22 protein-coding genes and 2 tRNA genes are annotated in these 25,567 nt (G+C 68.4%); 10 read left to right on the top strand and 14 right to left on the bottom strand.

All coding sequences use genetic code 11. The features are described 5' to 3' along the window. Position 1: 1 nt before the first annotated feature. Entirely contained in the window at positions 2-1,996 is a 1,995-nt protein-coding gene (locus tag B9Y70_RS00665; protein ID WP_085548330.1) for a helix-turn-helix domain-containing protein, read from the top strand. Between the two features lie 108 nt (positions 1,997-2,104). Here the strand turns inward: B9Y70_RS00665 and B9Y70_RS00660 are convergent, their stop codons facing one another. From B9Y70_RS00660 to pcaH, 6 genes are read right to left on the bottom strand one after another with little or no spacing between them, the layout of a single operon-like run. Beyond that, positions 2,105-3,373, bottom strand: coding sequence for an MFS transporter (locus B9Y70_RS00660; RefSeq protein ID WP_085548329.1), 1,269 nt, complete (start codon positions 3,371-3,373; stop codon positions 2,105-2,107). 36 nt (positions 3,374-3,409) lie between these two features. After that, the gene (locus B9Y70_RS00655; protein WP_085548328.1) at positions 3,410-4,603 is read right to left on the bottom strand and encodes a 4-hydroxybenzoate 3-monooxygenase; all 1,194 of its coding nucleotides are present in this window, start codon (positions 4,601-4,603) and stop codon (positions 3,410-3,412) included. Next, entirely contained in the window at positions 4,604-5,005 is a 402-nt protein-coding gene (gene pcaC, locus B9Y70_RS00650) for a 4-carboxymuconolactone decarboxylase (protein WP_085548327.1), read from the bottom strand. Next, the gene (gene pcaB / locus B9Y70_RS00645; protein ID WP_085548326.1) at positions 5,002-6,129 is read right to left on the bottom strand and encodes a 3-carboxy-cis,cis-muconate cycloisomerase; all 1,128 of its coding nucleotides are present in this window, start codon (positions 6,127-6,129) and stop codon (positions 5,002-5,004) included. The genes pcaC and pcaB overlap by 4 nt, the downstream gene beginning before the upstream one ends. Continuing rightward, complete coding sequence (pcaG, locus tag B9Y70_RS00640; protein ID WP_085548325.1) at positions 6,122-6,709, bottom strand: protocatechuate 3,4-dioxygenase subunit alpha; 588 nt, start codon at positions 6,707-6,709, stop codon at positions 6,122-6,124. The genes pcaB and pcaG overlap by 8 nt, the downstream gene beginning before the upstream one ends. 24 nt (positions 6,710-6,733) lie before the next feature. Next, positions 6,734-7,426, bottom strand: a complete 693-nt coding sequence (gene pcaH, locus B9Y70_RS00635; RefSeq protein WP_085548324.1) for a protocatechuate 3,4-dioxygenase subunit beta — start codon at positions 7,424-7,426, stop codon at positions 6,734-6,736. Between the two features lie 419 nt (positions 7,427-7,845). Here pcaH and B9Y70_RS00630 point away from each other — a divergent pair, with 419 nt between their 5' ends. Continuing rightward, positions 7,846-9,159, top strand: coding sequence for an MFS transporter (locus tag B9Y70_RS00630; protein WP_085548323.1), 1,314 nt, complete (start codon positions 7,846-7,848; stop codon positions 9,157-9,159). 22 nt (positions 9,160-9,181) lie between these two features. Here the strand turns inward: B9Y70_RS00630 and B9Y70_RS00625 are convergent, their stop codons facing one another. The 3 genes from B9Y70_RS00625 to catA form a co-directional block, all read right to left on the bottom strand. Further along, positions 9,182-9,418: a muconolactone Delta-isomerase family protein gene (locus B9Y70_RS00625; RefSeq protein WP_085548322.1), complete on the bottom strand. Its 237-nt coding sequence runs from the start codon at positions 9,416-9,418 to the stop codon at positions 9,182-9,184. A gap of 129 nt (positions 9,419-9,547) precedes the next feature. After that, positions 9,548-10,669, bottom strand: a complete 1,122-nt coding sequence (locus B9Y70_RS00620) for a muconate/chloromuconate family cycloisomerase (RefSeq protein ID WP_085548321.1) — start codon at positions 10,667-10,669, stop codon at positions 9,548-9,550. A 70-nt stretch (positions 10,670-10,739) separates the two neighbouring features. After that, complete coding sequence (gene catA / locus B9Y70_RS00615) at positions 10,740-11,609, bottom strand: catechol 1,2-dioxygenase (protein ID WP_085548320.1); 870 nt, start codon at positions 11,607-11,609, stop codon at positions 10,740-10,742. A 648-nt stretch (positions 11,610-12,257) separates the two neighbouring features. Between catA and benA the strand changes: the two genes are divergently transcribed. The 6 genes from benA to B9Y70_RS00585 all read left to right on the top strand — a co-directional run bounded on the left by benA (position 12,258) and on the right by B9Y70_RS00585 (position 20,285). After that, a complete protein-coding gene (benA, locus tag B9Y70_RS00610) occupies positions 12,258-13,745 on the top strand; it encodes a benzoate 1,2-dioxygenase large subunit (RefSeq protein ID WP_085548319.1) in 1,488 nt (495 codons plus the stop codon). A gap of 49 nt (positions 13,746-13,794) precedes the next feature. After that, entirely contained in the window at positions 13,795-14,301 is a 507-nt protein-coding gene (gene benB, locus B9Y70_RS00605) for a benzoate 1,2-dioxygenase small subunit (RefSeq protein WP_085548318.1), read from the top strand. 22 nt (positions 14,302-14,323) lie between these two features. After that, the gene (gene benC / locus B9Y70_RS00600; RefSeq protein WP_085548317.1) at positions 14,324-15,874 is read left to right on the top strand and encodes a benzoate 1,2-dioxygenase electron transfer component BenC; all 1,551 of its coding nucleotides are present in this window, start codon (positions 14,324-14,326) and stop codon (positions 15,872-15,874) included. Positions 15,875-15,900: 26 nt separating this feature from the next. Continuing rightward, positions 15,901-16,725, top strand: coding sequence for a 1,6-dihydroxycyclohexa-2,4-diene-1-carboxylate dehydrogenase (locus B9Y70_RS00595; RefSeq protein WP_085548795.1), 825 nt, complete (start codon positions 15,901-15,903; stop codon positions 16,723-16,725). Between the two features lie 73 nt (positions 16,726-16,798). Beyond that, the gene (locus tag B9Y70_RS13100) at positions 16,799-19,465 is read left to right on the top strand and encodes a helix-turn-helix transcriptional regulator (RefSeq protein WP_143337426.1); all 2,667 of its coding nucleotides are present in this window, start codon (positions 16,799-16,801) and stop codon (positions 19,463-19,465) included. A gap of 100 nt (positions 19,466-19,565) precedes the next feature. Then, the gene (locus tag B9Y70_RS00585) at positions 19,566-20,285 is read left to right on the top strand and encodes an SDR family oxidoreductase (RefSeq protein ID WP_240309111.1); all 720 of its coding nucleotides are present in this window, start codon (positions 19,566-19,568) and stop codon (positions 20,283-20,285) included. 113 nt (positions 20,286-20,398) lie between these two features. On the opposite strand, the gene B9Y70_RS00580 is transcribed toward B9Y70_RS00585, so the two are convergent. Both B9Y70_RS00580 and B9Y70_RS00575 read right to left on the bottom strand, forming a co-directional pair. Then, complete coding sequence (locus B9Y70_RS00580) at positions 20,399-21,025, bottom strand: ATP-dependent Clp protease proteolytic subunit (RefSeq protein ID WP_143337487.1); 627 nt, start codon at positions 21,023-21,025, stop codon at positions 20,399-20,401. 15 nt (positions 21,026-21,040) lie between these two features. Further along, the gene (locus B9Y70_RS00575; RefSeq protein ID WP_085548315.1) at positions 21,041-21,640 is read right to left on the bottom strand and encodes an ATP-dependent Clp protease proteolytic subunit; all 600 of its coding nucleotides are present in this window, start codon (positions 21,638-21,640) and stop codon (positions 21,041-21,043) included. Positions 21,641-21,805: 165 nt separating this feature from the next. Between B9Y70_RS00575 and B9Y70_RS00570 the strand changes: the two genes are divergently transcribed. Then, positions 21,806-22,753 carry a zinc-binding dehydrogenase gene (locus B9Y70_RS00570; RefSeq protein WP_085548314.1) on the top strand — a complete coding sequence of 316 codons (948 nt, stop codon included), beginning with the start codon at positions 21,806-21,808 and terminating at the stop codon, positions 22,751-22,753. 188 nt (positions 22,754-22,941) lie between these two features. Here the strand turns inward: B9Y70_RS00570 and tig are convergent, their stop codons facing one another. The 3 genes from tig to B9Y70_RS00555 form a co-directional block, all read right to left on the bottom strand. Beyond that, positions 22,942-24,300: a trigger factor gene (tig, locus tag B9Y70_RS00565; protein ID WP_085548313.1), complete on the bottom strand. Its 1,359-nt coding sequence runs from the start codon at positions 24,298-24,300 to the stop codon at positions 22,942-22,944. Positions 24,301-24,366: 66 nt separating this feature from the next. Then, positions 24,367-24,440 (bottom strand) — tRNA-Pro (locus tag B9Y70_RS00560). 106 nt (positions 24,441-24,546) lie between these two features. After that, positions 24,547-24,621 (bottom strand) — tRNA-Gly (locus B9Y70_RS00555). 165 nt (positions 24,622-24,786) lie between these two features. Between B9Y70_RS00555 and B9Y70_RS00550 the strand changes: the two genes are divergently transcribed. Next, positions 24,787-25,548 (top strand): DUF1542 domain-containing protein, encoded by a 762-nt coding sequence (locus B9Y70_RS00550; RefSeq protein WP_240309110.1) that lies wholly within the window; start codon positions 24,787-24,789, stop codon positions 25,546-25,548. Positions 25,549-25,567 lie beyond the last annotated feature (19 nt).

Below are 25,567 nucleotides of genomic sequence, written 5' to 3'. Positions count from 1 at the left end.
CATGACCTCCCAGTACCTGCGGCACATCCACCGCCGCCTGCTGCACCGCGCCGCCCTGCACATCACCGCTGCCGGGTCGGGCGCGGTGCTGCTCATCGCGGGTCCGGAGGGGGCGGACCGCAAGGGTGCGCTGGAGGCGGTCGTCGCCCGCCTGGGCAGCCACCACCTCCACCGCGTCGCCTTGTTCCCCTGGAACCGGGACGAGCCCGGCGCGCTGGCGGCGCTGCTGCCCACTCCCCTGGCGGACGTGATCGTGGTGGTCGACGATCTGCAGCACGCGGACGAGCGATCGTTGCGGCAGCTCATCTCGGCGGCGCGGCACCCGGAGTCGACGGTGTCGGTCGTCGCGACGGTGGACGGCCCCGGCCTCGACCACCTGGCCACGGACGTGCTCACCCTGCCGCCGTTGACGCTGGCGGAGACCGCCGGCTACCTCCACGCCGTCACGGGTCGGCGGATCCCGGTGGCGCGGGTCGAGGAGGTCCACGCGGAGACCGGCGGCTGGCCCGGCGCGATCAATGCGCTGGTCACGGCGATGCCGGAGGGTGAGCTGTGGCGGGGCGTCGATAAGCGGGACCATCTGGCCCGGGCCCGCGAGCTGGCGGCCGCCGGCGAACTGCCGACCGCCGAGCTGCACCTCAACGAGTGCTCCCCCGAGCAGGATCCGGCCGAGCAGAACAACCTGCGCGGCTACCTCGCCCTCAACCGGGGCCTGCGTCGCCGCGCTCACGAGCACCTCGCCGACCCCGGCCCCGAGCCCCGCCACCGCGTGCGCAGCGTGCTGCTGTCGCTCGTGGACTGGGATCTGGCGGCCGTGCAGGCCAAGGCCGACACCCTGCTTCTCGACGAGGCCCGGATCCTGCGCCTCGTCGCCGACGCCGCCCTCTCGGGTCGCATGCCGGACATGTCTCTGACGCCGGAATCGGCGCTGGACCGGCAGCGCCTGGCGATGATCCACGGGTGGCTGGCCCTGTCCTTCGACGATCCGCTCACCGCCCGGGAACGCCTGCAGCACCTGCCGGGGCAGTCGGTGATCACGGGCGTATGGCAGGACGCGTGGCTCTCGCGCACCCTCTACGTGCTGGGCGAATGGACCACCGCGGCGCGCGTCGTGGAACGCGGCCTGGCCACCAGCGAGGCCCACGGCATGGAGCTGCTCGAGCCGATGCTCCTGTGGTCCGGCGTGCAGATCGCCGCCATGCAGGGCGACGACCTGCTGGCCCGCAACTACCTCCAGCGCCTGACACTGAGCGAGGACGCCTTCCTGCTGCAGTCGCTGCCCGCCGCAATGGGCCGGATGATCGTCGCCGCCAACTCCGCCGACCTGCCCGCCGCCCTGCGCGCCGGCGACCTGCTGGCCCGGACCGTCGCCTCCACCGACACTCAGCACCCCGGCTTCTGGCCGTGGGAGGACGTCTACGCCCAGACCCTCATCCGGGCCGGGCGTATCGACGCCGCCGACGACCTCATCACTGCCACCGAGGCCCGCCACTCCCCCTCCGGGCTCGTGTCGCTGATGGCGAAGAACGCCGTCCCCCGGGCGACGATCCAGCTCCAGCGCGGCGACGTCGGCGCCGGTCTGCGCACCTTCGAGGACGCGGTCGACGCCATCCTCGACACCCCCATGCCCGCCTACCAGTCGCGCATCCTCTTCGAGTACGGCAAGGTGCTGCGCCGCCACGGCCGCCGCCAGCGTGCCGACGAGGTGCTGTCCCACGCCGCCGAGATCTTCGCCCAGATGGGGGCCAGCGTCATGGTTGAGCGGTGTGCGGCGGAGCGCCGGGTCGGCGGCGTCGGGCTCGTGCACCACACCAATCCGCACGGGCTGACACCCCAGGAAGAGCAGATCGCCGCGCTCGTCGCCGAGGGGGCGACGAACGCGGCGGTGGCCCGCGAGCTGTCACTGTCCACGAAGACCGTGGAGTACCACCTCACGCGGGTGTACCGGAAGCTCGGGGTGCGGACGCGCCAGGAGCTGCGGGAGCGGCTCGGCTGAGGCATATCACCCGAGGCATAGCTCGGCAGGTATAGGTCGAGTAGCCCGGGGCTGCGGGCCCGGACCCTCTCGACTTATGCCTGGGGTGATATCCCTGCCGTGATATGCCTACCGGCGGTACACCGGCCGGGTCAGCGCGAAGATGAGCGCACCGAGCAGTCCGACGGCCGCGTAGGCGAAGAAACCCCACGGGTGCGCCAGGCCGAGGCTGATGAGCAGACCGCCGAGCATCGGGCCGGAGATCGCGCCGAGGCGGCCGATGCCGGCGGAGAAGCCCATGGCGGTGGCGCGCATGTTGGAGGGGTGGTTCTCGCCGACGAAGGCGTAGACGAGGTTCTGCGAGGAGAACACGAACACACCCGTGATGAACACGACCACGTACAGCGCCACGAGCGGCAGCTTGATCGCCATGAGCGCGAGGAACACCGCGGACATGACGAACCACAGCAGACCGGTCCTGCGCGGCGAGTGGGTGTCGGAGACCTTGCCGGCGATGATGAGGCCGACGACGGCGCCGACGTTGAGCACCAGCAGGAAGCCGAGGGAGTTGCCCAGGTCGTAGTCCGCGGCGCGCATGATCTGGGGCAGCCAGGTGTTGAGCCCGTAGACGAGCAGCAGGCCCATGAAGGACGTCGCCCAGATCGCCAGGGAGTTGCGGCGGTACTTCGGGGTGAGCAGGGACGCCAGGGAGCTGCGCTGCTGATCCTCCTGGGCGGCCTGCGCGGCGGAGCGGTCGAGTTCGTCGGACAGCTCCATGCCGTAGCGGCCGGCGATCTCCTCGGCCTCGGCGACGCGGCCCTTGGCCAGCAGGTACTGCGGGGACTCGGGCAGCAGGAAGTACATCACCGGGGCGAGGATGATGCCCGGGACGGCACCGACGATGAACAGGGAGTGCCAGCCGAAGGGCTCGATCATGACGATGGCGAGCAGCGCGGTGAGCACGGCACCGACGTGGTAGCCGGTCATGACGGTGGTGGTGGAGGATCCGGCCTTGGCGCGGCCCCGGAACTCGGTGACCATGGAGATCGCGGTCGGCAGGCAGCCGCCGAGTCCGACGCCGGCGAGGAAGCGCAGGAGCATGAGCATCCACACGGACGACGCGAAGCCCATGCCGAGGGTGAGCAGGGAGAAGCCGAGGACGGAGACGATCATCACCCAGCGGCGGCCGAGCTTGTCGGTGAGGGTGCCGATGGCCAGGGCACCGATCGTCATGCCGATGAGGCCGGCTGTGACGATCTGGGTGCCCTCGGCGGCGGTGACCTGCCAGGTGGGGTCCTCGATCATGGAGGGCAGGACGGCGCCGATGACGACCATGTCGAAGCCGTCGAGAAGCACGGCGATCCACAGCAGGACGGTGACGACGGCGGTGGACCGCACACCGGTGGAGGTGGGGGTCTGTACAGCGGTACTCAGTTACACCTCGAACTTCGGCAGGTCGAGGCCCACGTACTGCTGCGCCAGGTAGGTGCGGCCGGCTTCGGTGGACAGGACGGAGCGGAGTTCGGCGCGGGACCGCTGGGTCTGGAAGTAATCCTGCTCGGGCACGGTGTGCAGCATGGAGGACATCCAGTAGGAGAAGTGCTGGGCCTTCCACACGCGCGGCACGGCGAGTGCGGAGTACTGGTCGAGCAGGTCGCGGTTGTTCTTCTTGATGGCGCGCGCCAGGCCGGGGGCCAGGGCGGCGACGTCGGCGACGGCGAGGTTGAGGCCCTTCGCACCGGTGGGCGGCACGGTGTGGGCGGCGTCGCCGGCGAGGAAGAGGCGGCCGCGCTGCATCGGGTCGGTGACGGCGGAGCGGAAGCGCAGGACGGCCTTGTCGAAGATCTCGCCCTCGGAGACGCGCAGGTCATCGGTGGAGACGCGCTTGTGCAGCTCGTCCCAGATGCGCTCGTCGGACCACATGTCGACGGTGTCGTCGGGGTTGCACTGCAGGTAGTAGCGCTGGATCTGCGGGGTGCGGGTGGAGATCAGCGCGAAGCCGTGCTCGGAGTGGGCGTAGATGAGTTCCTTCTGGGTCTGCGGCGCGTTGACCAGGATGCCGAACCAGGCGTAGGGGTACTCGTGCTTGGCGCGCACGGCGCCGGGCAGCTCGGTGACGAGCTTGCGGCGCGGGGAGGCGGAGCCGTCGCCGGCCATGACGTAGTCGGCGGTGAGGGTGTGCTGCTGTCCGTCGTTGGTGGTGTAGGAGACGGTGACCTGGTCGTCGTCGTACCCGGTGACGTCGGTGACCTCGGTCTCGAAGAAGATGGTCTGGCCGGCGTCGAGACGCGCGGCGATGAAGTCCTTGAGGTACTCGTGCTGCGGGTAGACGGCCATGTGGTGGCCGGTGAGCCCGGCGAGATCGATGCGGGTGCGCTGGCCGTCGATGGCGAGCTCGATGGCGTCGTCGATGTCGGCCTCCGCGTCCATGCGCTCGCCGACACCGGTCTCGCGCATGAGGTTCATGGTGCCCTGCTCGAGGACTCCGGCGCGGACGGTCTCCTCGACATCGGCCCGGGAGCGGGACTCGAAGATGACGGACTCGATGCCGTAACGGACGTGGAGCAGGTGGGCCAGGGTGAGGCCGGCGGGGCCGGCACCGATGATGGCTACGGGGGTGTGGGACATTTACTGGTCTCCTTCGAGGTCGGTGACGGCGCTCTGCAGGAGCTTGAAGCCGTGGTTGGAGTTGGGGACACCGGCGTAGACGGCGGTGTGGAGGAGGACCTCGCCGATGAGGTCGGAGTCGACGCCGGCGCGGAGGGCGGCGCGGATGTGCATGTCGAGCTCGCCGTCGTTGCCCACGGCGGTGAGGATCGCGATGGTGAGCAGGCGGCGCTGCGTGTGGTCGAGCGCGTCGCGGTTCCAGATGTCACCCCAGGCAGTGCGGGTGATGAAGTCCTGGAACTTCTCCGTCACGGGGGTCTGCTTGGCGACGGCCGCGTCCACGTGCGCGTCCCCCAGCACCGCGCGGCGGTTGCGCATGCCGGTCTCATGGGCCGCGGCGCGGCCCTCGTCGTAGGCGGTCATCGGTGGTCCCCTTCCAGGATGAGGTCGGTGATCTCGGCGGCGTGCCCGGTGTGGTCACCGGTGGTGCGCTGCGCCATGGTCTCGGTGTGCACGCGCAGCCCGTCGAGGCTGGCGTGGATGCGGTTGACGGCGGAGGCCGTCGCGGCGAAGATCTCGCGGATGGTCTGCCACTCGGCGTGCCAGCTGCCCGTGCCCCGCTGCCAGCGGCAGTCGAGGGTGTCGAGCAGGGTGGCCGCCAGGCCCGGGGTGCGGCGCGCGTAGCCGTCGCAGGCGACCGCGGCGGCCGGGTTGGCCTTGTGCGGCATGGACGAGCTGCCGCCCGGGGTGGCCTCGGCGACTTCGGCGATCTCGGTGGCCGAGGAGGCGATGACGTCCCCGGCGATCTTGCGCACGGCGCCTGCCACCTGGGCGGCGGCCAGGCCGACGCTGACCAGCGGCAGGCGGTTGGTGTGCCACACGAGCGGACGGGACGCCAGCCCGAGGGAGGCGGCCAGGCGGTCGTGGACGTCGATGCCCCGCGGGTGCGTGTCCACCAGGTTGCCGGTGGCACCGGCATACTGCACCGGCAGCGCCTCCAGCGCCAGGCCGAGCTGCCGGGCGGACTCCCGGACGGCCTCCAGCCAGCCCGCGGCGATGACGCCGAAGGTGGTCGGCAGCGCCTGCTGCCCCAGGGTGCGGCCCATGACGGGCGTGTCCCGGTGGGTGGTGGCCAGGTCGGACAGAAGCTTGACGACGTCGCCCAGGCGAGTGTCCAGCACCCGGCCGGCCCGGCGCAGGCAGAGGACGAGCGCGGTGTCGATGGCGTCCTGGCTCGTCGCCCCGACGTGGATGCCGTTGGCGTCCCCGGCGCGCTTCTTCAGGTCGGCCACCAGCGGGATGGTCGGGTTGCCGCCGGCCGCGGAGGCGGCGGCGACGGCGTCGAGGTCGAGCTCGGTGGCGTTGATGGCGTCGTGCGCGGCGCGCGCGGACTCCAGGGTGATGTGTCCGGCGTCGGCGGCGGCGTCGGCAAGCGCGGCCTCGAACTCGAGGATCGCGGTGATGAACGCGCGGTCGGAGAGGTGCTCGTGGAAGGACGTGTCGCCGGAGGCGACGTCACTGTAGGTGTTGCGGCTGAGATCAGACACGGAAGAACGGGGTCTCCTTCCCCGGATCCGCGTGCTGCATGACGATGGTCTTCCGGTAACCACCGTCGACCGGCTCGGCGATGAGGAGGTCGCGGCGCGCGGCGTCGACAAGCTCGAGGACCGGGTCGGCTGCGTTGTCGTTCTCCGGGAAGTACAGGCGGGTGTAGAGGCGCTCGAGCATGCCGCGGGCGAAGACGCCCACCTTCAGGTGCGCGGCCTCCTCCTCGGTGGCGCCGGGGCGCAGGGTGGTGAAGGTGACGGTGCCCGTCTCGTCAGCCATACCACGGCCCAGGCCGCGGAAGCCCTCGACCTCGTCGGTGTTGTAGGTGCCGTCCGGGCGGGTCTGCCAGATCTCGATCATGGCGTCGGCCACCGGGTCGCCGTTGCCGTCGATGACGGAGAAGCTGACCTCGATGGTGTCGCCCTCGGTGGCGACGATCTCGGAGTCCTCGAGGGTGAGGCCGATGTGGACGTAGGGGCCGACGGTCTGGGAGGGGGTGATGCCGAACTCGGCCTCGTCCTGGTCGCGGATGTCGGAGACCTCGTAGCGGAACTCGCCGGTCTTGTGGGTGTCAATCATGATGTGTCTCGCTTCCAGGGGTGCTTACTCGAAGGGGGTGGCGTTCTTGCCGCGGAGGACGATGTCGAACTTGTAGCCCAGGGCGTAGTTCGGGCGGGTCTCGTCGTAGTCGAAGACGGCGATCATGCGCTCGCGGGCGCCGGCCGGGACGGAGTTGTAGATCGGGTCCTGGAAGAACATCGGGTCGCCCGGGAAGTACATCTGGGTGACCAGGCGCTCGGTGAACTGGCGGCCGTAGAGGGAGAAGTGGATGTGGGCCGGGCGCCACGCGTTGTGGTGGTTGCCCCACGGGTACATGCCGGGCATGACGGTGAGGAAGTTGTAGTGGCCGTTCTCGTCGGTCATGGTGCGGGCGACGCCGTTGAAGTGCGGGTCGAGCGGGGCCGGCCAGGAGTCGTTCTTGTGGCGGTAGCGGCCGGCGGCGTTGGCCTGCCAGGCCTCGACGAGGGTGTGCGGGACGGGCTTGCCGTCCCAGCCGAGGACGCGGCCGTGGACGAAGATGCGCTGGCCGATGGCCTCGCCACCGTTGGCCTGGGTCATGTCGTTGTCGATGCCGCCGAGGTCGCGGTCACCGAAGACGGGGCCGGAGATCTCGCCGAGGCGCTCCGGGACCATGATGAGGTCGTTGGTGGGGTTGCGCTTGATGGTGGTGCGGTACTCCGGGAAGTGGAGCGGCGCGAAGAAGCCGTCGGTGGCGGCGTTAAGTGGCGTGCTCATGGGTGGTCCTTCTGCTGATCCTGATGAGGTGATGCAGGGAACGATAGAGACGTGGTTCACACATTGGCAAGGCGTTCGCTTTGCGAACGGGCGGGGGAGGAATGAAAGGACGCTGGCCAGGGCGTTTGGCCCACGCCCGTGGCCCAGGGGTTAGTTAGGGGTGTGCGCCAGGGCCCTGCAGAGAAGGGTGATGCGACACCATTTCGCCCGGGGGTGCGCACTGTGACCTCCACCACCCCCGCCCCGCGTAACAACGGCCAGCGTGACTATCCTCGGTCGCACCCGGTGAGCCAGCCTCCCGGGCGAGCTTCAGACCCACTCCCCGCCTACCGTTCTCTCGGGCGGGGAGTACCCGATTCCGGGGACCGACGTGAATACAATTGCGGCCTTTGTATGCAGCTGCCGTAATCTCACCGGTCGTGGACATACGACACCTCATCGACACCACCCGCATGAGCACCTACCAGTGGTTCATCATCGGGCTCGCCAGCTTCCTCAACGCCCTCGACGGCTACGACCTCGTCGCCATGGCGTTCACCTCCTCCGCTGTCTCGGAGGAGTTCGCCCTCACCGGCGCACCCCTCGGCTGGCTGCTGTCCGCCGCCCTCATCGGCATCGGTCTCGGATCCCTCTTCCTCGCGCCCCTCGCCGACCGCTACGGACGCAAGACCCTCATCCTCGCCGCCCTGGCCATCGACCTGCTGGGTCTGACCATGTCCGCCCTCGCCGACTCCTTCACCGAACTGCTCCTGTGGCGCGTGGTCACCGGCATCGGCGTCGGCGGCATACTCGCGTGCGTCACCGTGGTGGTCTCCGAGTTCTCCAACCTGCGCTTCCGCGGCCTGGCGATCTCCATCTACTCCGCCGGCTACGGCCTGGGCGCCTCCCTCTGCGGCGTGCTGGCCGCCCAGTTCATCCCCGTGTACGGGTGGCGCTCCATCTTCGCCATCGGTGCCGCACTCACGGCCGCCTCTCTCGCGCTCACCGCTTTCGCCCTGCCGGAATCCGTCGACTACCTGCGTGGACGCGGCGAGCACGCCAAGGTCCGCGCCGTCGCCCGTCGCATCGGCAAGACCGGCGAGTTCGAGGTGCGGGAGGCGGGCGTCGACAAGCAGTCCGCGAGCATCGCGGAACTTTTCCGCGGACCGCTGCGCGCGACGACGATCAAGCTGTGGATCGCCTTCTCGCTCATCACCGCCGGGTTCCAGTTCGCCAACCAGTGGACCCCGAAGCTGCTCACCGAGTACGGGCTGTCCGCCCAGCAGGGCATCATCGGCGGCATCATGCTCTCCTTCGGCGGCACCATCGGCTCGCTGCTCTTCGGCTCCCTGACCACGCGTATCGACGCCCGCCGCGTCCTCACCGCCTTCACCCTCCTCTCCGCGGTCGTCCTCGTCGGCTTCGTCTCCGCCGCCGCCTGGCCGACCCTCATGTTCGCCCTCGGCGTCGGCGTCGGCATGCTGCTCAACGGCTGCGTCACCGGCATGTACACCGTCACCCCGCAGGCCTACCCCGCGGCGCTGCGCACCACCGGCGTCGGCTCCGCCATCGGCATCGCCCGCGGCGGCGCGGTCCTCGCCCCCATCGTCGTCGGCTACCTTCTCGACGCCGGCTGGTCCCCCACCGCCCTCTACTCCGCCGCGGCCGTCCTCGTCGGGGTCACCGCGCTCGTGCTGGTCGGCGTGCGGGAGTACACCGCGCCCGTGGTGGAACGGGAGGGCGTGCGCGTCTGAGCGGCCTGCCGCCAGGGCCGCCTCACTCCCCCACCACCGGCTCCACCGTCACCCGCAACCACGGGTGCAGCGGCAGGTCGGCGATGAGCTGATGGGGCTCGGGGGCGTCGACAAGCGCGACCCACGTCCACCCGCCGGGGATCCGCCACAGCTGTCCCGGCCACTCCCCCAGGAGGTCACGGGTGCGCTGGACGAGGTCGGCGCGGACCTCGGGATCCATGTCGAGGGGGAGGTCGGCGACGAGTCGGATGAGCCACATGGGAGTGAGGATAGCGGAAGGCCCCCTCGGGGTTCCCACGCGGATTCTCCGGGAGAATTGCGTTTGCCCAGGTCGCGGGCAAGGCCGGAGAAAATGTACGTGGGAACCCGGAGGGGGCCGGGCCGCGCCCTAGTCGCGGGTGAAGTGGTTGATCTTGTCCCAGTCGGGCTCGAGGCCCAGGCCCGGACCCTCCGGGAGCTTGACGACGCCGTCGGCGTAGACGAGGTCCTCGGTGGTGTAGGACTCCTTGAGCAGCATGGGGCCGAAGAGCTCGGAGCCGTAGGAGATCGCCTTGGTGGAGCAGGCGAAGTGCAGCGACGCGGCGGTGCCGAAGGGGCCCTCGAGGGAGGTGGCGCCGTGGCAGGCCAGGCCGGCGGCCTCGGCGATGGCGGCGGTCTTCTTCGACTCCAGCAGGCCACCGAGCTTGGTGGTCTTCACGGCGATGACGTCGGCGGCCTCCTCGCGGACCACGGCCAGGGCATCCGCCGGGGAGCACACGGACTCATCGGCCATGACGGGCACGCCGATGCGGCGGGTGATCTCGCGGAGGGTGGCCAGGTCATGGGCCGGGGTGGGCTGCTCGAACAGTTCGACGCCGGCCTCGGCCAGCTTCGGCAGGTACTTGAGGGAGGTGATGCGGTCCCAGCGGGCGTTGACGTCGATACGCAGGCCGACCTTGCCGTCGAGCTCGCGGGCGAGCTCGGCGATGCGGGCGGTGTCGACTGCCGGGTCGCCCGAGCCCATCTTCAACTTGAAGGAGGTGTGGCCGTGGGAGGCGATGCGCTCCTCGATCTCGGAGACGGCCTCCTCCAGCGGCAGGACGCCGAGGGCCCAGGTGACCTCGATGTCGTCACGGACGCGGCCGCCGAGGAGGTCGCGGACCGGGATGTCCAGGGCGCGGGCCCAGGCGTCGTGCATCGCGATGTCGCAGGCGGCCTTGGCGAAGCGCATGTTGGCGACAGAGCGCTCGAAGTCGGACATGATGCCGGCCAGGTCGGAAACCTCGCGGCCGACCATGATGGGGGCGAGGTGGCCGTCGACGATGACCTTCATGGTCTCGGCGGACTCACCACCCCACCACGGGCCGCCGGGGACGACGCCCTCGCCGAAGCCGGTGACCCCGCCCTCGAGGACGACGGAGACCAGCAGAATCGGCTGAGCGGTGGCGGTGTAGGTGGCGAAGCCGTGGGGGCGGAAGAGGGGGACGTCGAGAAGCCGGGTCTCGACCTTGGCGATCTTCAGATCAGACAATGGGGTTACTCCTTATATACGGGGAAAGGCCCCACGCCCGTGACGGGTGTGGGGCCGGTTAAGGAAAAGACTAGTCTTCCTTGTCCAGGGCGAAGTTGTAGGTGACCTCCTGGATGCCCTCAGCGTTCGGCTGCGGGTTGAGCATGAGCTCCGGCTTCACAGCGGTGGCGACGTCGTTCTCGACCCACTCGCCGCCCTCGAAGTAGAGCTGGGTGGTGATCTCGCGGTAGCCCGGGTGCTTGACCATCAGGTGCAGGTGGGCCGGGCGCCACGGGTGGCCACCGTAGGAGTCGATGAACCAGCCGGTCGGGCCGTCAGCCGGGATCTGGTACGGAGCCGGGAACAGGGTGGTGATCTCGAACTCGCCGTTCTCGTTGGTGCGGATGGTGCCGCGCAGGTTCCACTCCGGGATGCCCGGTGCGAACTGTGCGTACAGGCCCTCCTCGTCGGCGTGCCACAGCTCGACGGTGGCGCCGCCCAGGCCCTGGCCCTCAACGTCGGTGACCTGGCCCTTGAAGATCAGGGATTCGGCGGCCTTGTCCTGCTCGCGCATCGGCATCTCGGTCTTCCAGGGGAGCTCCGGTGCGTTCGGGACGTAGTACGGGCCCTCGATGGAGCCCTTGGTGCCGGTGTAGTCGTTGCGGTTGTAGTTGATCTCCTCGATCTCGTGCTCGACGAAGACGTCCAGCCACAGCGGCCACTCGCCGTACTCGCCGACCTGGATCATCCAGTTCTTCAGGACGCGGTACTCGTCGTAGGTGACCTGGTGCTTGTGGGCGACCTCGGCGATGGCGGCCAGCAGATCGGTGTAGATCGCGTTGGCGCGCTCCTTGGAGGTGTCGGACTTGACGGACTCGCCCTTGAACTTGTCGGTGGCGGCGTTGCCGGAACCCTTGGCGGTGGGGTCACCCTCGTGGGTGGAGAGGTTCTCGAAGGACATGGAGACTCCTTGTGTGGTGGTTCAGAAGAATTGAAGAGGTGAGGCCCAGCGGTGTGCGGTTCGGGTGAACTGCTCGCTGGAGTGATATCACTGTGTCCCACCTCACCCGGTCGGCGCAAGCACTTTTCCGTCGGGGATTCCTTCAGCTTTTCGACGCCCCGCCCACCCCCCCGAGCGTTCCCGCTGGTCACCCCGGGGATTCCGGGACCGCCCCACGGGGACCGCCCCAACCACCCTGGCCGAAGCCTAGGTAACCCCCCAATGATTCCAGCGGCCCGACATGCCTCTTTTCTACCCCCGTTCACCCCCGCCGCGGCGCGAAACCGTCCCGTCAGACCCCGAATGCACCGCGCTTCCATGTCCCGAAAGCGCAGTTGAGGCCGGGTTTATCCGGAAAACGCAGGCGAAAGTTCACCCCCGGCGACTAACCCCGTCCCCGAAAATTCCCGGCCGAACCCCCGGGGCCGGCCCCGGGCGGCATCCCCGCTGGTAGTGGCCGTTGACCGAACGTCGATAAGCAAGAGCGAACGCGAACCCCCTAACTTCCCCTAGGCCTTCCCCCGATGTGGTCCGGCGCACACCTGCCCCATGATGGGCTGCGTCACACTTCCTGGCCCCACGGCCATCCGGCAGATCGGAGACCACATCATGACCACCGCCACCCGCGAGATCCTCTCCCGCGCACTCGAGAACCGCCCCGAGGAGGGCGTCGTCCGCGTCAACCGCGAGATCTTCACCGACCAGGAGATCTTCGACCTCGAGATGAAGTACATCTTCGAGGGCAACTGGATCTTCCTCGCCCACGAGTCCCAGATCCCGAACGTCGGCGACTACTTCACCACCAACATCGGTCGCCAGCCCGTCGTCATCACCCGCTCCAAGGACGGCGAGCTCAACTGCCTCATCAACGCCTGCTCCCACCGTGGCGCCATGCTGTGCCGCAAGAAGGTCGATAACCGCACCACCCTGACCTGCCCGTTCCACGGCTGGACCTTCTCCAACGACGGTGCCCTGCTCAAGGTCAAGGACGAGAAGGACGGCGGCTACCCGGAGCAGTTCAACACCGACGGCTCCCACGACCTGCGTCGCGTCCCGAAGTTCGAGTCCTACCGCGGCTTCCTCTTCGGCTCCCTCAACGAGGACGTCGTCCCGCTGGAGGAGCACCTGGGTGACGCCCGCGTCATCATCGACATGCTCGTCGACCAGTCCCCGGACGGCCTCGAGGTCCTGAAGGGCACCTCCACCTACACCTTCGACGGCAACTGGAAGCTGCAGGCCGAGAACGGTGCCGACGGCTACCACGTCTCCTCCACCCACTGGAACTACGCGGCCACCACCTCCCGCCGCTCCACCGGTGAGTCCACCAACGAGACCAAGGCCATGGACGCCGGCAAGTGGGGTGAGCAGGGCGGCGGCTACTTCTCCTTCCCGAACGGCCACCTCGTCCTGTGGACCGACTGGGCTAACCCGGAGGACCGCCCGATGTACGACCGCCTTGACCAGCTCAAGGAGCTGCACGGCGAGGACCGCGCCAACTTCATGGTCGGTGCCTCCCGCAACCTGTGCCTGTACCCGAACGTCTACATCATGGACCAGTTCTCCACCCAGATCCGTCGCCTGGAGCCGGTCTCCGTCGACAAGACTGAGGTCTCCATCTGGTGCATCGCCCCGAAGGGTGAGTCCGACCAGTCCCGCGCGACCCGTATCCGCCAGTACGAGGACTTCTTCAACGCCACCGGCATGGCCACCCCGGACGACCTGGAGGAGTTCCGCTCCTGCCAGAAGACCTACCAGGCCACCTCCTTCCCGTGGAACGACATGACCCGTGGCCTGCACCAGCAGGTTGAGGGCCTCAACGACAAGGCACGTCAGCTGGGCCTGACCTCCGTCCTGTCCTCCGGCGCCAAGACCGAGGATGAGGGCCTGTACCCGATCCAGCACGCCTACTGGGAGAACGTCATGGAGGCCGCCGTCGACGCCGAGGACGCCGAGGCGCAGGGCGACTCCAAGCAGGTCATCGACGACCGCCAGTCCGCACAGGCCACCGCTGAGTTCGCCAAGGCCCGCGCCGCCGCCCGCCTGGCCGCCAAGGGTGACGCCCCGACCGCCCGCCGTCGTCGCCGCACCCGCGGTTAATCAGCCCCCTCTCCCTCTCCCCCACTTTTCAACTCCGAAGGAGCACATCATGACCACTGCACTCGCCGAGATCACCCGTACCGAGATCGAGGACTTCATCTTCTACGAGAACCGCCTTCTCGACGACCGCAAGTTCGAGGAGTGGCTCGAGCTGTATCGCGAGGACGCCGAGTACTGGATGCCGGCCTGGGATGTCGATGACACCCTGACCCAGGACCCGCAGCGCGAGATCTCCCTGATCTACTACCCGAACCGCGGCGGCCTGGAGGACCGTGTCTTCCGTATCCGCACCGAGCGTTCCTCCGCGACCTCCATCCCGGAGCCGCGCACCAACCACTACTCCACCAACGTTGAGGTCCTGGAGCGTCGCGAAGGTGAGGTGGACGTCCGTTACAACTGGATCTCCTACTACTTCCGCTACAACACCACCGACCACTACTTCGGCACCACCTGGCTGACCCTCGACGTCACCGGTGAGACCCCGAAGATCGCCAAGAAGAAGATCGTCCTGAAGAACGACTACATCCACCACGTCGTCGACATCTACCAGGTTTAAGAAGAAGGAGGACGCCACCACCATGGCCCATCAGATTGCGCTCGCTTTCGAGGACGGGATCACCCGTTTCATCGACTGCGAGGAAGACCAGACGGTCGCGGACGCCGCCTACCAGGCGCGCATCAACATCCCCTTCGACTGCCGTGACGGTGCCTGCGGCACCTGCAAGTCCTTCTGCGAGTCCGGCGACTACGACGAGGGCGAGTACATCGAGGACGCCCTGTCCGACGAGGAGGCAGCCGAGGGTTACATCCTCACCTGCCAGACCAAGCCGTACACCGACATGGTCGTGCAGATCGCCACGACCTCGGCGATGGCCAAGACCGGTGCCTCCACCCTCATCGGCACCATCACCGAGCTGGAGCGTCTGTCCGAGTCCACCGTGAAGTTCGCCGTGCAGATCGAGGACCGCGAGTCCCTCAACTACCTGCCCGGCCAGTACATGAACATCGCCCCGCCGAACGCGGACTGGCACCGTTCCTACTCCTTCTCCTCCGGTCCGTCCGAGGACATCGTCACCTTCCTGGTGAAGCTCACCCGCGGCGGCATGATGAGCGAGTACCTCACCGACACCGCCCAGGTCGGCGACAAGCTCAACCTCACCGGGCCGATGGGCTCCTTCTTCCTGCGCGAGCCGGTCAACCCGATCCTGCTGCTCGCCGGTGGCACCGGCCTGGCGCCGATCATGTCGATCCTGGAGAAGCTCTCCGAGGACGAGCTTCTCGACGTCCCGGTCCGCCTCATCTACGGCGCCACCTTCGACCACGACATCGTCGAGCTGGAGAAGATCGAGACCTTCCGCGACCGCCTACCGGACTTCGACTACTTCACCGTCGTCTCCGACCCGGAGTCCGACCACGAGCGCAAGGGCTACGTCACCCAGCACATGACCGACGAGCACCTGCACGACGGTGAGGCCGACGTCTACCTCTGCGGCCCGCCGCCGATGGTCGAGGCCGTGCGCACCTTCCTCAACGACCAGGAGAACCCGCCGCAGAACTTCTACTACGAGAAGTTCTCCTCCGCGGCCGGCACCAACGAGTCCACCTCCACGGTCACCCGTACCGAGAAGGACGGATTCGAGGAGGTCACCGTCTCCGCACCCGGTGTCGAGACCGGTCAGATCCACCGCGCCAAGGCGGACTCCGAGTCCCAGTTCAATGCCCGCATGGCCCTGGAGATGGGTGTCATCGAGCTGGTCAAGGACCTGCTCGACGAGGAGGACTTCACCCACTTCCGTTCCCTGGCGGAGAAGGCGAACTCCTTCATCGACGGTGACCGGCTCATCGACGCCGCCGGCTACATCGAGGCGAACAACGACTACCACCGCTTCCTCTTCCAGCGTTCGGGCAACGAGGCGATGCTGCAGTCCTACACCAACCTCAACACGGTGGCAGTCATGGACGACGCCCTCGAGGACGCTGTCTTCATCGAGCCGGGCATCGTCGAGGAGCACCTGGCGATCATCGATGCCATCGAGGCCAAGGACATGCAGCGTGTGCGCGAGCTGCTGATCAGCCACAACCAGCACGCCATCTCCACGATGAACAAGGCCATCGAGGGTGCCGAATGACGCAGAAGAAGCAGGTGAAGGGCCAGATGCCGGAGGGTGAGGGCATCTCCGGCCCGCCGGCCCTGGTCACCGCCGACCGTTTCGCCGGGCAGAACGTCCTGGTCACGGGCGCTGCGCAGGGCATCGGCCAGGCCGTCGCCCACCGCATCGCCTACGAGGGTGGCTCGCTCTTCCTCGTCGACCGCTCCGAACTCGTCCACGAGGTCGCGGCGGAGCTGGCGCAGGAAACCGGTGTCACGGTCGGGTCCGCGACAGCGGACCTGGAGACCTGGCAGGGCGCGGCGGACATGGTGGCGGCGGGCGTCGACAAGCTCGGTTCGCTCGACGTGGTGATCAACAACGTCGGCGGCACCATCTGGGCGAAACCCTTCGAGCACTACGCGCCGGAGGAGATCGAGGCCGAGATCCGCCGCTCGCTGTTCACCACCCTGTGGTCGGTGCGTGCGGAACTGCCCGCGCTCATCGATGCCGGTGGCGGCACCATCGTCAACGTGTCCTCCGTGGCCACGCGCGGTGTCAACCGCGTGCCGTACGCGGCGGCGAAGGGCGGCGTCAACGCTCTGGTCTCCGCGCTGGCGCTGGAGGCGGCCGAGAAGGGTGTGCGCGTCGTCGCCACCGCCCCCGGCGGCACCCTCGCCCCGGCCCGCAAGGTCCAGCGTGGACCGGGCCCGGAGGGTGAGCAGGAGAAGGAGTGGTACCAGCAGATCGTCGACCAGACGATCGAGTCCTCCCTGTTCAAGCGCTACGGCACCCTCGCCGAGCAGGCGGCGCCGATCGTGTTCCTGGCCTCCCGCGAGGCCAGCTACATCACCGGCACCGTCCTGCCGGTGGCCGGCGGCGACCAGGGCTGACGCCACAGGGCAAGGGTGGGACATAGGGTCCCGCCAGGGTAGATGAAGGAAGGCAGGTAGTACCGTGGGTATCGTGTATTCGTCGCATAACCTCGGTTCGCAGCAGACGTCCGGCAAGATCCTCCGCACGGTCGTCGACGAGGCCACCGATCTGGAGCCGGGTGGCGGCCTGCTCTTCCTCATCACCGGCCCCATCGGGTCGGGCAAATCCTCCCTGGTCAAGGAGATCGCCCGCTCCCTGCCCGGCTGGTCCGGCATCCGCGTGTCCGCCCTGTCCTGGCACGCCGACAACGAGGGCGACCTGCTCTCCCACATCCTCAACCGCGCCGAGAACCGCGAGGCCGTCGACTCCCTCACCGAGCTCGTCGACCGCGAGGGCGCCCGCACCGCCATCATCATCGACGACGCCCACTGGGCCGACGTCACCTCCCTCCGCGCACTCGTCGAGGCGACCCGCCGCCTGCGGGAGGGCCGCGTCGCGGTCATCCTCACCGCCTCCGACAAGGACGACGCCAGCGAGGACCTGCCCATGACACGCCTGCGGGAGATGGCCGACCACGCCGTCACCCTCGCCCCGCTCGACGTCGAGGACGTCTCCGCCCTCGCCCTCTCCAGCATCGGCGCGCACCTGTCGCCACTGGCCGCCGCGGAACTGCGCGACCTCACCGGCGGCCGCCCGGGCCGCATCCAGGAGGTCCTGCAGGCCGCGCCCGCCGACCACTGGCGCCTGTCCAACCCCCAGATCCCCGTCCCCAAGCCGTGGCGCGCCGCCCTCGAACGCCGCACCCGCGGCCTCGAGGTCGACGCCGTGCTCGCCGCCGTGGCGATCCTCCCCGGCACCGGCACCGGCAGCCCGGACCTCATCCGCTTCCTCGCCGACGACCTCGACGGCTCGCTTCTCGACGCCGCCGTCGCCGCCGACCTCCTCGAACTACTGCCCAACGCCGACGACCCGGTCATCCGCTTCACCCACCCCACCGACCGCGCCGTCATCCGCTCCACCACCGGCCCGTCGCAGGTCACGCGCCTGCACCGCCGCGCCGCCCAGTACCACCGGGCGCAGAACAACCTCGACTCCGCCCTCATCCACGAGGCCCTGGGCACCGAGGGCACCGACGACGCCACCGCCCGCCAGCTCGCCGAACGCGGCGAACAGCTCGGCGCCGCCGGCCAGTGGCTCGACGCCGCCGACGCCTTCACCCTCGCCGCCAAGGTCGCCTCCCACCCCGACGTCTCCCACGACCAGCACCTCAACTCCATCGAGGCGCTCATCGCCGCCGCCGACATCCCGCGCGCCCGCCTCCACGCCGGCACCCTCTCGCGCGTCGTCCGCGACGTCAAGGTCGACTCCATGCGCAGCTACCTCGCCCTCCACGAGGGCCGCCGCTCCGAGGCCGTCAGCCTCATCGACCGCGCCTGGGACACCCTCGAGGAGACCCGCTCCACCGACGCCGCCATGCGCACCCGCGTCGCCTCCCGCAAGGTGCTCGTCCACCTGGCCAACTGGGAACCCGAGAAGGTCGTCCACTGGGCCGGCGTCACCGACGACTGGGCCCCCGAGACCTCACCGACGCGCATCGAGGCCCAGTACATCTCCATGATCGGCCGCTCCGCGCTCACCCGCTCCATCCCGCCGGACGTCCCCCTCCCCGGAGAGACCCCCACCCTGGCGCAGCGCCGCAACATGGCCGCCGGCTGGATCCACCTCGTCCACGACGACCCCGTCGCCGCCCGCCGCTACCTGCAGTTCAACCCCGGCAACGAGGGTTCCGAGCGCATCTCCCTGTGGATGGACGGCTGGCTCGCCCGCACCCTGTTCATCCTCGGCGAGTATCGCGAGGCCGAGCGCACCGTCGAACGCGGCCTGGCCCGTGCCGAGCGCTTCGGCATCCGCTTCCTCGAGCCCATCCTCCTGTGGACCGGCGCGCAGATCGCCGCCTACCGCGGCGACCGCGAACTCGCCCGCTCCTACGTCAACCGCCTCACCTTCAGCCACGACGCCTTCGTCATCCAGCGCATCCCCTCGGCCATGTGCCGCCTGCTCATCGGCGGCATCGAGGGCGACGTCTCCGGCATGAACCGCGCCGGTGAGACCCTGGTCAACATCGCCCAGGAGACCGACATCTCTCAGCCCGGCTTCTGGCCGTGGGAGGACGTCTACGCCCAGCACCTCGTCCTCGCCGGGCGTATCGACGACGCCGACGAGATCACCTCCATCGCCGAGGAACGCGCCTCCGAGTCCGGCATCGGCTCCCTCCACGCCAAGCTCGCCGTCCCCCGCGCCGGCATCCTCATGCAGCGCGGTGACATCGAGGGCGGAATCCGCCGCTTCGAGGAGGCCATCGAGCTGATCGAGACCCTCACCATGCCGACCTACCAGGCCCGCATCCTCTACGAGTACGGCCGCGTGCTGCGTCGCCTGGGGCGGCGTCGCCAGGCGGACGAGTCGTTCGCCCGGGCCGGCGACGTCTTCGCCGCCATGGGTGCCACCGAGTTCGTCAACCGATGCAACCGCGAACGCCGCGCCGGCGGCCTCGGCACCCGCACCACCGGCGCCGGCGGGCTCACCCCGCAGGAGGAGGAGATCGCCAAGCTCGTCGCCGAGGGCGCCACCAACCGCGAGGTCGCCCGCGAACTGTTCCTCTCCTCCAAGACCGTCGAGTACCACCTCACCCGCGTCTACCGGAAGCTCGGCGTGCGCACGAGGAATGAGCTGCCGCGGGTGCTGGACGAGTTGTAGGTACCGTGGACAGCGACCCGAACCCCACGCCCAGAAGGAGTCGCGCCCCATGTTCGACCTGAGCAACCAGACCGCCATCGTCACCTGAGGTGCCGCCGGCATCGGCCGCGGCATCGTCGAATCACTCCGCGAGGCCGGAGCGACCGTCATCATCGCCGACCTCGACCTCGCCGCCGCCCAGATGACCGCCGAGGAGACCGGCTCCCACGCCCGCGAGCTCGACGTCACCGACCGCGAGCAGGTGCGGTCCGTGTTCGCGGACGTCGCCGAGGAGTTCGGCGGCATCCAGATCCTGTGCTCCAACGCCGGCGTCTTCCCGCAGGCCACCCTCGACGAACTCGACGACGAGAAGTGGAACCGGATGTTCGACATCAACACCCGCAGCACATTCGTCGTCGTGCAGGAGGTGCTGCCGTACATGCGCCGCGAGCGCTACGGGCGCATCGTCATCACCACCTCCATCACCGGCTCCCACACCGGCTACCCCGGCTGGTCCCACTACGGCGCGTCCAAGGCCGCACAGCAGGGCTTCCTGCGCGGTGCCGCCCTGGAGATCGCCCGCGACGGCATCACCATCAACGGCGTCCTGCCGGGCAACATCCTCACGGAGGGGCTCAAGGCTCAGGGCGAGGAGTACCTCGCGCAGATGGCCCGCGGCATCCCCGCCCTGCGCCTGGGTGACCCGCGCGACATCGGCAACGCCGCCACCTTCCTGGCCACCCGCGAGGCCGGTTACATCACCGGCCAGACCCTCGTCATCGACGGCGGCCAGATCCTCCCCGAGTCCCCCGAGGCCATCCTCCCGCCGCACGAGGACTGACCGCTCGCGACGGTGACAGCCGGCACTGTGTACCGGCCATCGACCGCGGACCCGGACGTGGGCGTCGATAAGCAATGAAAAAAAGGGGCCCCGGAGGGCCCCTTCGGCGACTGTCAGGCGTTGAGCTTGCGGTAGTCGAAGACCGTGTCGATGATGCCGTACTCGACGGCCTCCTCTGCGGTGAGGATCTTGTCGCGATCGGTGTCGATGCGGATCTGGTCCGCGTCCTTTCCGGTGTGACGCGCCAGTGTGGTCTCCATGAGTCGACGCATGCGCTCGATCTCCGCGGCCTGGATCTCCAGGTCGGACACCTGGCCCTGGGTGCCCTGGGTGGCCGGCTGGTGGATGAGCACGCGCGCGTTCGGCAGAGCGGCACGCTTGCCCGGGGCGCCGGCGGCCAGCAGCACGGCGGCGGCGGAGGCGGCCTGGCCGAGGCAGACGGTCTGGACGTCCGGGCGGACGTACTGCATGGTGTCGTAGATCGCCATGAGCGCGGTGAAGGAACCACCCGGGCTGTTGATGTACATGGTGATGTCACGGTCCGGGTCGAGGCCCTCGAGCACGAGCAGCTGCGCCATGATGTCGTTGGCGGAGGTGTCGTCGACCTGGGTGCCCAGGAAGATGATGCGCTCCTCGAACAGCTTCGCGTACGGGTTGGTCTCCTTGGTGCCGTAGGCGGACTGCTCGATGAAGGAGGGCAGGACGTAACGCGACTGGGGCATCTGGAAGTTGTTCATCATGTTCTCTCTCATTCCCTAGTTGCTGATCGGGCCCTCAGCGTGGCTGATGACGTGGTCGACGAGTCCGTACTCCTTGGCCTCCTGGGCGGTGAACCAACGGTCACGGTCGGAGTCCTTGGTGATCTGCTCGAAGGTCTGGCCGGTGTGCTCGGCGATGAGCTCGGCCATCTCGCGCTTGGTCTGGGCGAACTGCTCGGCCTGGATGGCGATGTCCGCCGCGGTGCCGCCGACGCCGGCGGACGGCTGGTGCATCATGATGCGGGCATGCGGCAGGGCGAAACGCTTGCCCTTCGTGCCGCCGGAGAGCAGGAACTGGCCCATTGAGGCGGCCAGGCCCATGCCGTAGGTGGCGATGTCGCACGGGGAGTACTTCATCGTGTCGTAGATCGCCATACCGGCGGTGACGGAACCACCCGGGGAGTTGATGTACAGCGCGATGTCGCGGGTGGGGTCCTCCGCGGACAGCAGCAGGATCTGCGCGCAGATCTTGTTGGCGATCTCGTCGTCGACCTGCTGGCCGAGGAAAATGATGCGCTCGCGCAGCAGACGCTCGTACACCGAGTCGCCCAGGTTCATGCCCGCACCCGGGGACGTCATCCGGATCTGATCAGTCATGTCAGTCTCACTCCTTTTGTTCGATGGCTCCCAGGGTACTAGTGCCTGTCCCCGGATCGCCCTTCTGTTCGCTCACAGCGTCCCAACGCTTATCGACGCCCCCTCATTCCCTGGAAAGCGTATTATGGGACATGTCACCAATTACTGATATCCAAGGAGCCCAGCATGAAGGCATGGCAGTTCACCAACACCCACGAGCCCCTCGTCCTCAACGAGGTCCCCGAACCGACCGCCGGTGAAGGAGAGGTAGTCCTGGAGATGAAAGCCGCCGGCCTGTGCCACTCCGACGTCGGCCTGCTGGAGGATGAGGGCTGGCTGTCGATGTTGGCCAAGCGCCCCATCACCATCGGCCACGAGAACGCCGGCGTCGTCGCCGAGGTCGGCCCCGGCGTCACCGACTTCCAGGTCGGCGACCGCGTCGGCGTCTGCCCCACCACCCCGGCCGGCGCACCCGGCTACTCCTTCGACGGCGGCTTCGCCCCGAAGATGACCGTCGCCGCCGAGGCACTCGTCCCCCTGCCGGACAACGTCGACTTCCTCCAGGGTGCCGCCGCCACCGACGCGGGCATGACCTCCTACGCTGCCGTCATCACCCAGGGTGGAGTCAAGGAGGGTGACACCGTCGGAATCATCGGACTCGGCGGACTCGGCCAGATCGGCGCGGTCGTCGCCATGCTCGCCGGTGCCGACGTCTACGTCGCCGAGGTCAACGAGAAGGTCTGGCCGCTGGCCGAGGAGCTCGGCGCCAAGGGCGTGAAGAAGTCCATCTCCGAGTTCGAGGACGTCACCTTCGACGTCATCGTCGACTTCGCCGGCTTCGACACCACCACCGCCGAGGCCGTCGACATCATCCGTCGCGACGGCACCGTGGTCGTCGTCGGCATGGGCAAGCTGGAGTCCACCATCTCCACCAAGTCCCTCATCCTCAACCAGGCGCGCCTCGTCGGTTCCAACGGCGGCACCAAGGAGGACGTCGCCGGCGTGTACGAGTACATGGCAACCGGCAAGCTCAATCCCACCATCACCACGATCAGCTTCGACGAGATCCCCGCGGGCATCGAGAAGCTGAAGAACGGTGAAGTCGTCGGACGCCTCGTCGCCAGCTTCGAGTAGCACACTCGGGGCTCGGGGCTCGGTATCGTCCGGTCGCGATCACCGTGATCCCGAGCCCACGAACGGGCCCAACCGCCCCTCCCGAGGGGACGCGCTCGAGCCCCGAGCCCCGAGCCCCGAGCCCAGGGATTGTGGGACAGAAAAAGCGCCCCCGACCACAATGGTCGGGGGCGCGTCATGCGTGAGGACTAGTCCTCGGATGCCTCGGCGTCAGCCTCAGCCTCCGGCTCGTCACCGAAGTACTCGGCCGGGTCGACGTCGTTGCCGGCCTCGTCCTTGACGGAGACGCGGCAGATGGCGGCGGCGAGGGCCTTGCCGCGGCGGACGTCAGAGAACAGGTTCGCGATCTGGCCGGACTGCTGCAGCTGGCCGACGAACTGGTTCGGGTCCATGCCGTAGGACTGGGCGGTGAACAGGATGTGGTCGGTGAGCTCCTGCTGGGAGACCTCCGGGTTCTCCTGCTCGGCGAGGGTGTCCAGGAACAGCTGGGTGCGGACGGCCTCCTCGGAGTCCTCGCGGGCCTGCTTGTCGAACTCCTCGCGGGTCATGCCCTGGGACTTCAGGACCTCCTCGAGGGCCTTCTCGTCGTGGGCCATCTGGCCGAGCAGCTGGTGGAGCTGCTGGTGGACCTGCTCGTCGACGATGGACTCCGGCAGGGCGAAGTCGGTCTTGGCCAGGGCGGCCTTGAGGACCTCGTCGCGGATGTTGGCGGCCTGCTGGGCCTTCTTGGACTCCTCGACCTGGGTCTTGGTGGCGTCGCGGAGCTCGTCGGCGGTGTCGAACTCGGAGGCGAGCTGCGCGAACTCGTCGTCGAAGTCCGGGAGCTTGCGCTCCTTGGTCTGCTGGACGTGGACGGCCACGGTGGCCTCCTTGTCCTTGTGCTCGCCGGCGACGATCTTGGTGGTGAACTCGTTGTCCTCACCGGTCTTCATGCCGCGGAGGGCGGTGTCGAGGCCGTCGATGAGGTCGCCCTGGCCGACCTCGTAGGACAGGCCCTCGGTGGTGGCCTCGTCGACGACCTCGCCGTCGACGGTGGCCTTGAGGTCGATGATGGCGAAGTCGCCGGTCTTGAGCTTGCGCTTGGTGTCCTTGAGCTCACCGAAGCGGGCGCGGAGACGGTCGATCTCCTCGTCGACGGCAGCGTCGTCGACCTCGATGGCCGGGACGGTGACGGACAGGTCGGCGAAGTCCGGGACCTCGATCTCGGGGCGGACGTCGACCTCGGCGGTGAACTCGACGAACTCGTTGTCCTCGATCTTGGTGATGTCGACGCTCGGCTGGCCGATGGCGACGATCTCGTTCTCCTCGACGGCCTTCTGGTACTGGACCGGCAGCATGTCGTTGACGACCTGCTCGAGGATAGGGCCGCGGCCGTAACGGGCGTCGATGAGCTGGCGCGGAGCCTTGCCCTTACGGAAACCCGGGATGGACACCTGCTGGGCGATAGCCGAGTAGGCCTGGTCAATCTCAGTCTTCAGGTCCTCGAAGGGGACGTTGACGGTGAGCTTGACGCGGGTGTCGCTCAGCTTCTCGACGGAACTCTTCACGAGTAACTCTCCTGGTTTCACATTGAATGGCAGTTCATTTGAGCCCGGCCGGAGCCGGTCCCTACGTCGGGGCGACAGGATTTGAACCTGCGACCCCCTGCTCCCAAAGCAGGTGCGCTACCAAGCTGCGCCACGCCCCGTAGGTGTGCAGTGCAGTCTACCGGCAGGCGTGCAGACGCTTCCGCATGGGGGTCGCAAAAGGCCCCGCACCGGTGAATAACCACGGTGCGGGGCCTGAGCGAAAAGTGGAGGGAATGACGGGAATCGAACCCGCGTCTTCAGCTTGGAAGGCTGAGGTATTAGCCACTATACGACATTCCCCTGCGTGTGCCGGACCAGTCTAACGCATCGTCGCGGATTAAAGAAAACCGGAACAAACGGGCGTCGATAAGCGTTGTACGGGTAACTGCATCGACTATCGAAGGTGACCTACACGTGGAACTGCTTCTCCTCCTGCTGATTCTCGGCGGTGGCGCCGCCTGGTTCATGAACCGCAGCAACAAGAACAAGACGGCCGAGCTGGAGCAGACCCGGCTGGCCGACGCCCAGGCGGACGCCCGCCGCTGGATCGAGCGCCTCGGCTCGCAGGTGCTCACCATCGCCGGCAACGACGCGGCGTCCACCCAGGCGATTGCCGACGCCTCCGAGCGCTACAACGCCGCGGCCTCCGCGATCTCCCAGGCGCAGACCGTCAAGCAGGCGCAGCTGGCGCGTGAGTCCGCTCTCGAGGGGCTGCACTACATGAACGCCGCCCGCGAGATCATGGGCATGACCCCCGGCCCGGAGCTCCCGCCGCTGGAGGGTCAGCGCAACGCCGGCAAGGTCACCGAGCGTCGCACCATCGAGCATGAGGGTCAGACCCTGACCGCCTCCCCGGTGGCCACGGACGAGACCCCGAACTACTACCCGGGCGGCAACGTCGCGGGTCGTCCGGTCCCGGCCGGCTGGTACTCCCGCCCGTGGTGGGCCGACGCGATGGCCACCGGCATGTGGACGGCGACGTCGATGATGATGTTCTCCATGATGTTCTCCGGCATGGCCGGTGTGGGCTACGGCGGCGACGCCTGGGCCTCCGGCTACGGCGAGGGCTACGAGGAGGGTCTGGCCGCCGGTGGCGAGGACATGGGCGATGCCGGCGACATGGGTGACACCGGTGACATGGGCGGCGGTGAGGACATGGGCGGCGGCTTCTTCGACGGTGGAGACGGCGGCGGCCTGTTCGACGGAGGCTTCGACTTCGACTTCTGACCGCGGTGCGCGCGTAGCA

Source organism: Corynebacterium pollutisoli (assembly GCF_900177745.1).
Classification (GTDB): Bacteria; Actinomycetota; Actinomycetes; order Mycobacteriales; family Mycobacteriaceae; genus Corynebacterium; species Corynebacterium pollutisoli.
Note: the sequence above shows the minus strand (reverse complement) of the source record. Positions and strands in the feature narration are given on the sequence as shown.

Bases quoted from the DNA above. Each gene is read 5' to 3' on its own strand.
- B9Y70_RS00665 (WP_085548330.1), top strand. From the start codon at position 2: ATGACCTCCCAGTACCTGCGGCACATCCACCGCCGCCTGCTGCACCGC.
- B9Y70_RS00655 (WP_085548328.1), bottom strand. From the start codon at position 4,603: ATGTCCCACACCCCCGTAGCCATCATCGGTGCCGGCCCCGCCGGCCTC.
- pcaC (WP_085548327.1), bottom strand. From the start codon at position 5,005: ATGACCGCCTACGACGAGGGCCGCGCCGCGGCCCATGAGACCGGCATG.
- pcaG (WP_085548325.1), bottom strand. From the start codon at position 6,709: ATGATTGACACCCACAAGACCGGCGAGTTCCGCTACGAGGTCTCCGAC.
- pcaH (WP_085548324.1), bottom strand. From the start codon at position 7,426: ATGAGCACGCCACTTAACGCCGCCACCGACGGCTTCTTCGCGCCGCTC.
- B9Y70_RS00625 (WP_085548322.1), bottom strand. From the start codon at position 9,418: ATGTGGCTCATCCGACTCGTCGCCGACCTCCCCCTCGACATGGATCCC.
- catA (WP_085548320.1), bottom strand. From the start codon at position 11,609: ATGTCCTTCGAGAACCTCTCCACCCACGAGGGTGACCCCACCGCCAAG.
- benA (WP_085548319.1), top strand. From the start codon at position 12,258: ATGACCACCGCCACCCGCGAGATCCTCTCCCGCGCACTCGAGAACCGC.
- benB (WP_085548318.1), top strand. From the start codon at position 13,795: ATGACCACTGCACTCGCCGAGATCACCCGTACCGAGATCGAGGACTTC.
- benC (WP_085548317.1), top strand. From the start codon at position 14,324: ATGGCCCATCAGATTGCGCTCGCTTTCGAGGACGGGATCACCCGTTTC.
- B9Y70_RS00595 (WP_085548795.1), top strand. From the start codon at position 15,901: ATGCCGGAGGGTGAGGGCATCTCCGGCCCGCCGGCCCTGGTCACCGCC.
- B9Y70_RS00580 (WP_143337487.1), bottom strand. From the start codon at position 21,025: ATGATGAACAACTTCCAGATGCCCCAGTCGCGTTACGTCCTGCCCTCC.
- B9Y70_RS00575 (WP_085548315.1), bottom strand. From the start codon at position 21,640: ATGACTGATCAGATCCGGATGACGTCCCCGGGTGCGGGCATGAACCTG.
- B9Y70_RS00570 (WP_085548314.1), top strand. From the start codon at position 21,806: ATGAAGGCATGGCAGTTCACCAACACCCACGAGCCCCTCGTCCTCAAC.
- B9Y70_RS00550 (WP_240309110.1), top strand. From the start codon at position 24,787: ATGAACCGCAGCAACAAGAACAAGACGGCCGAGCTGGAGCAGACCCGG.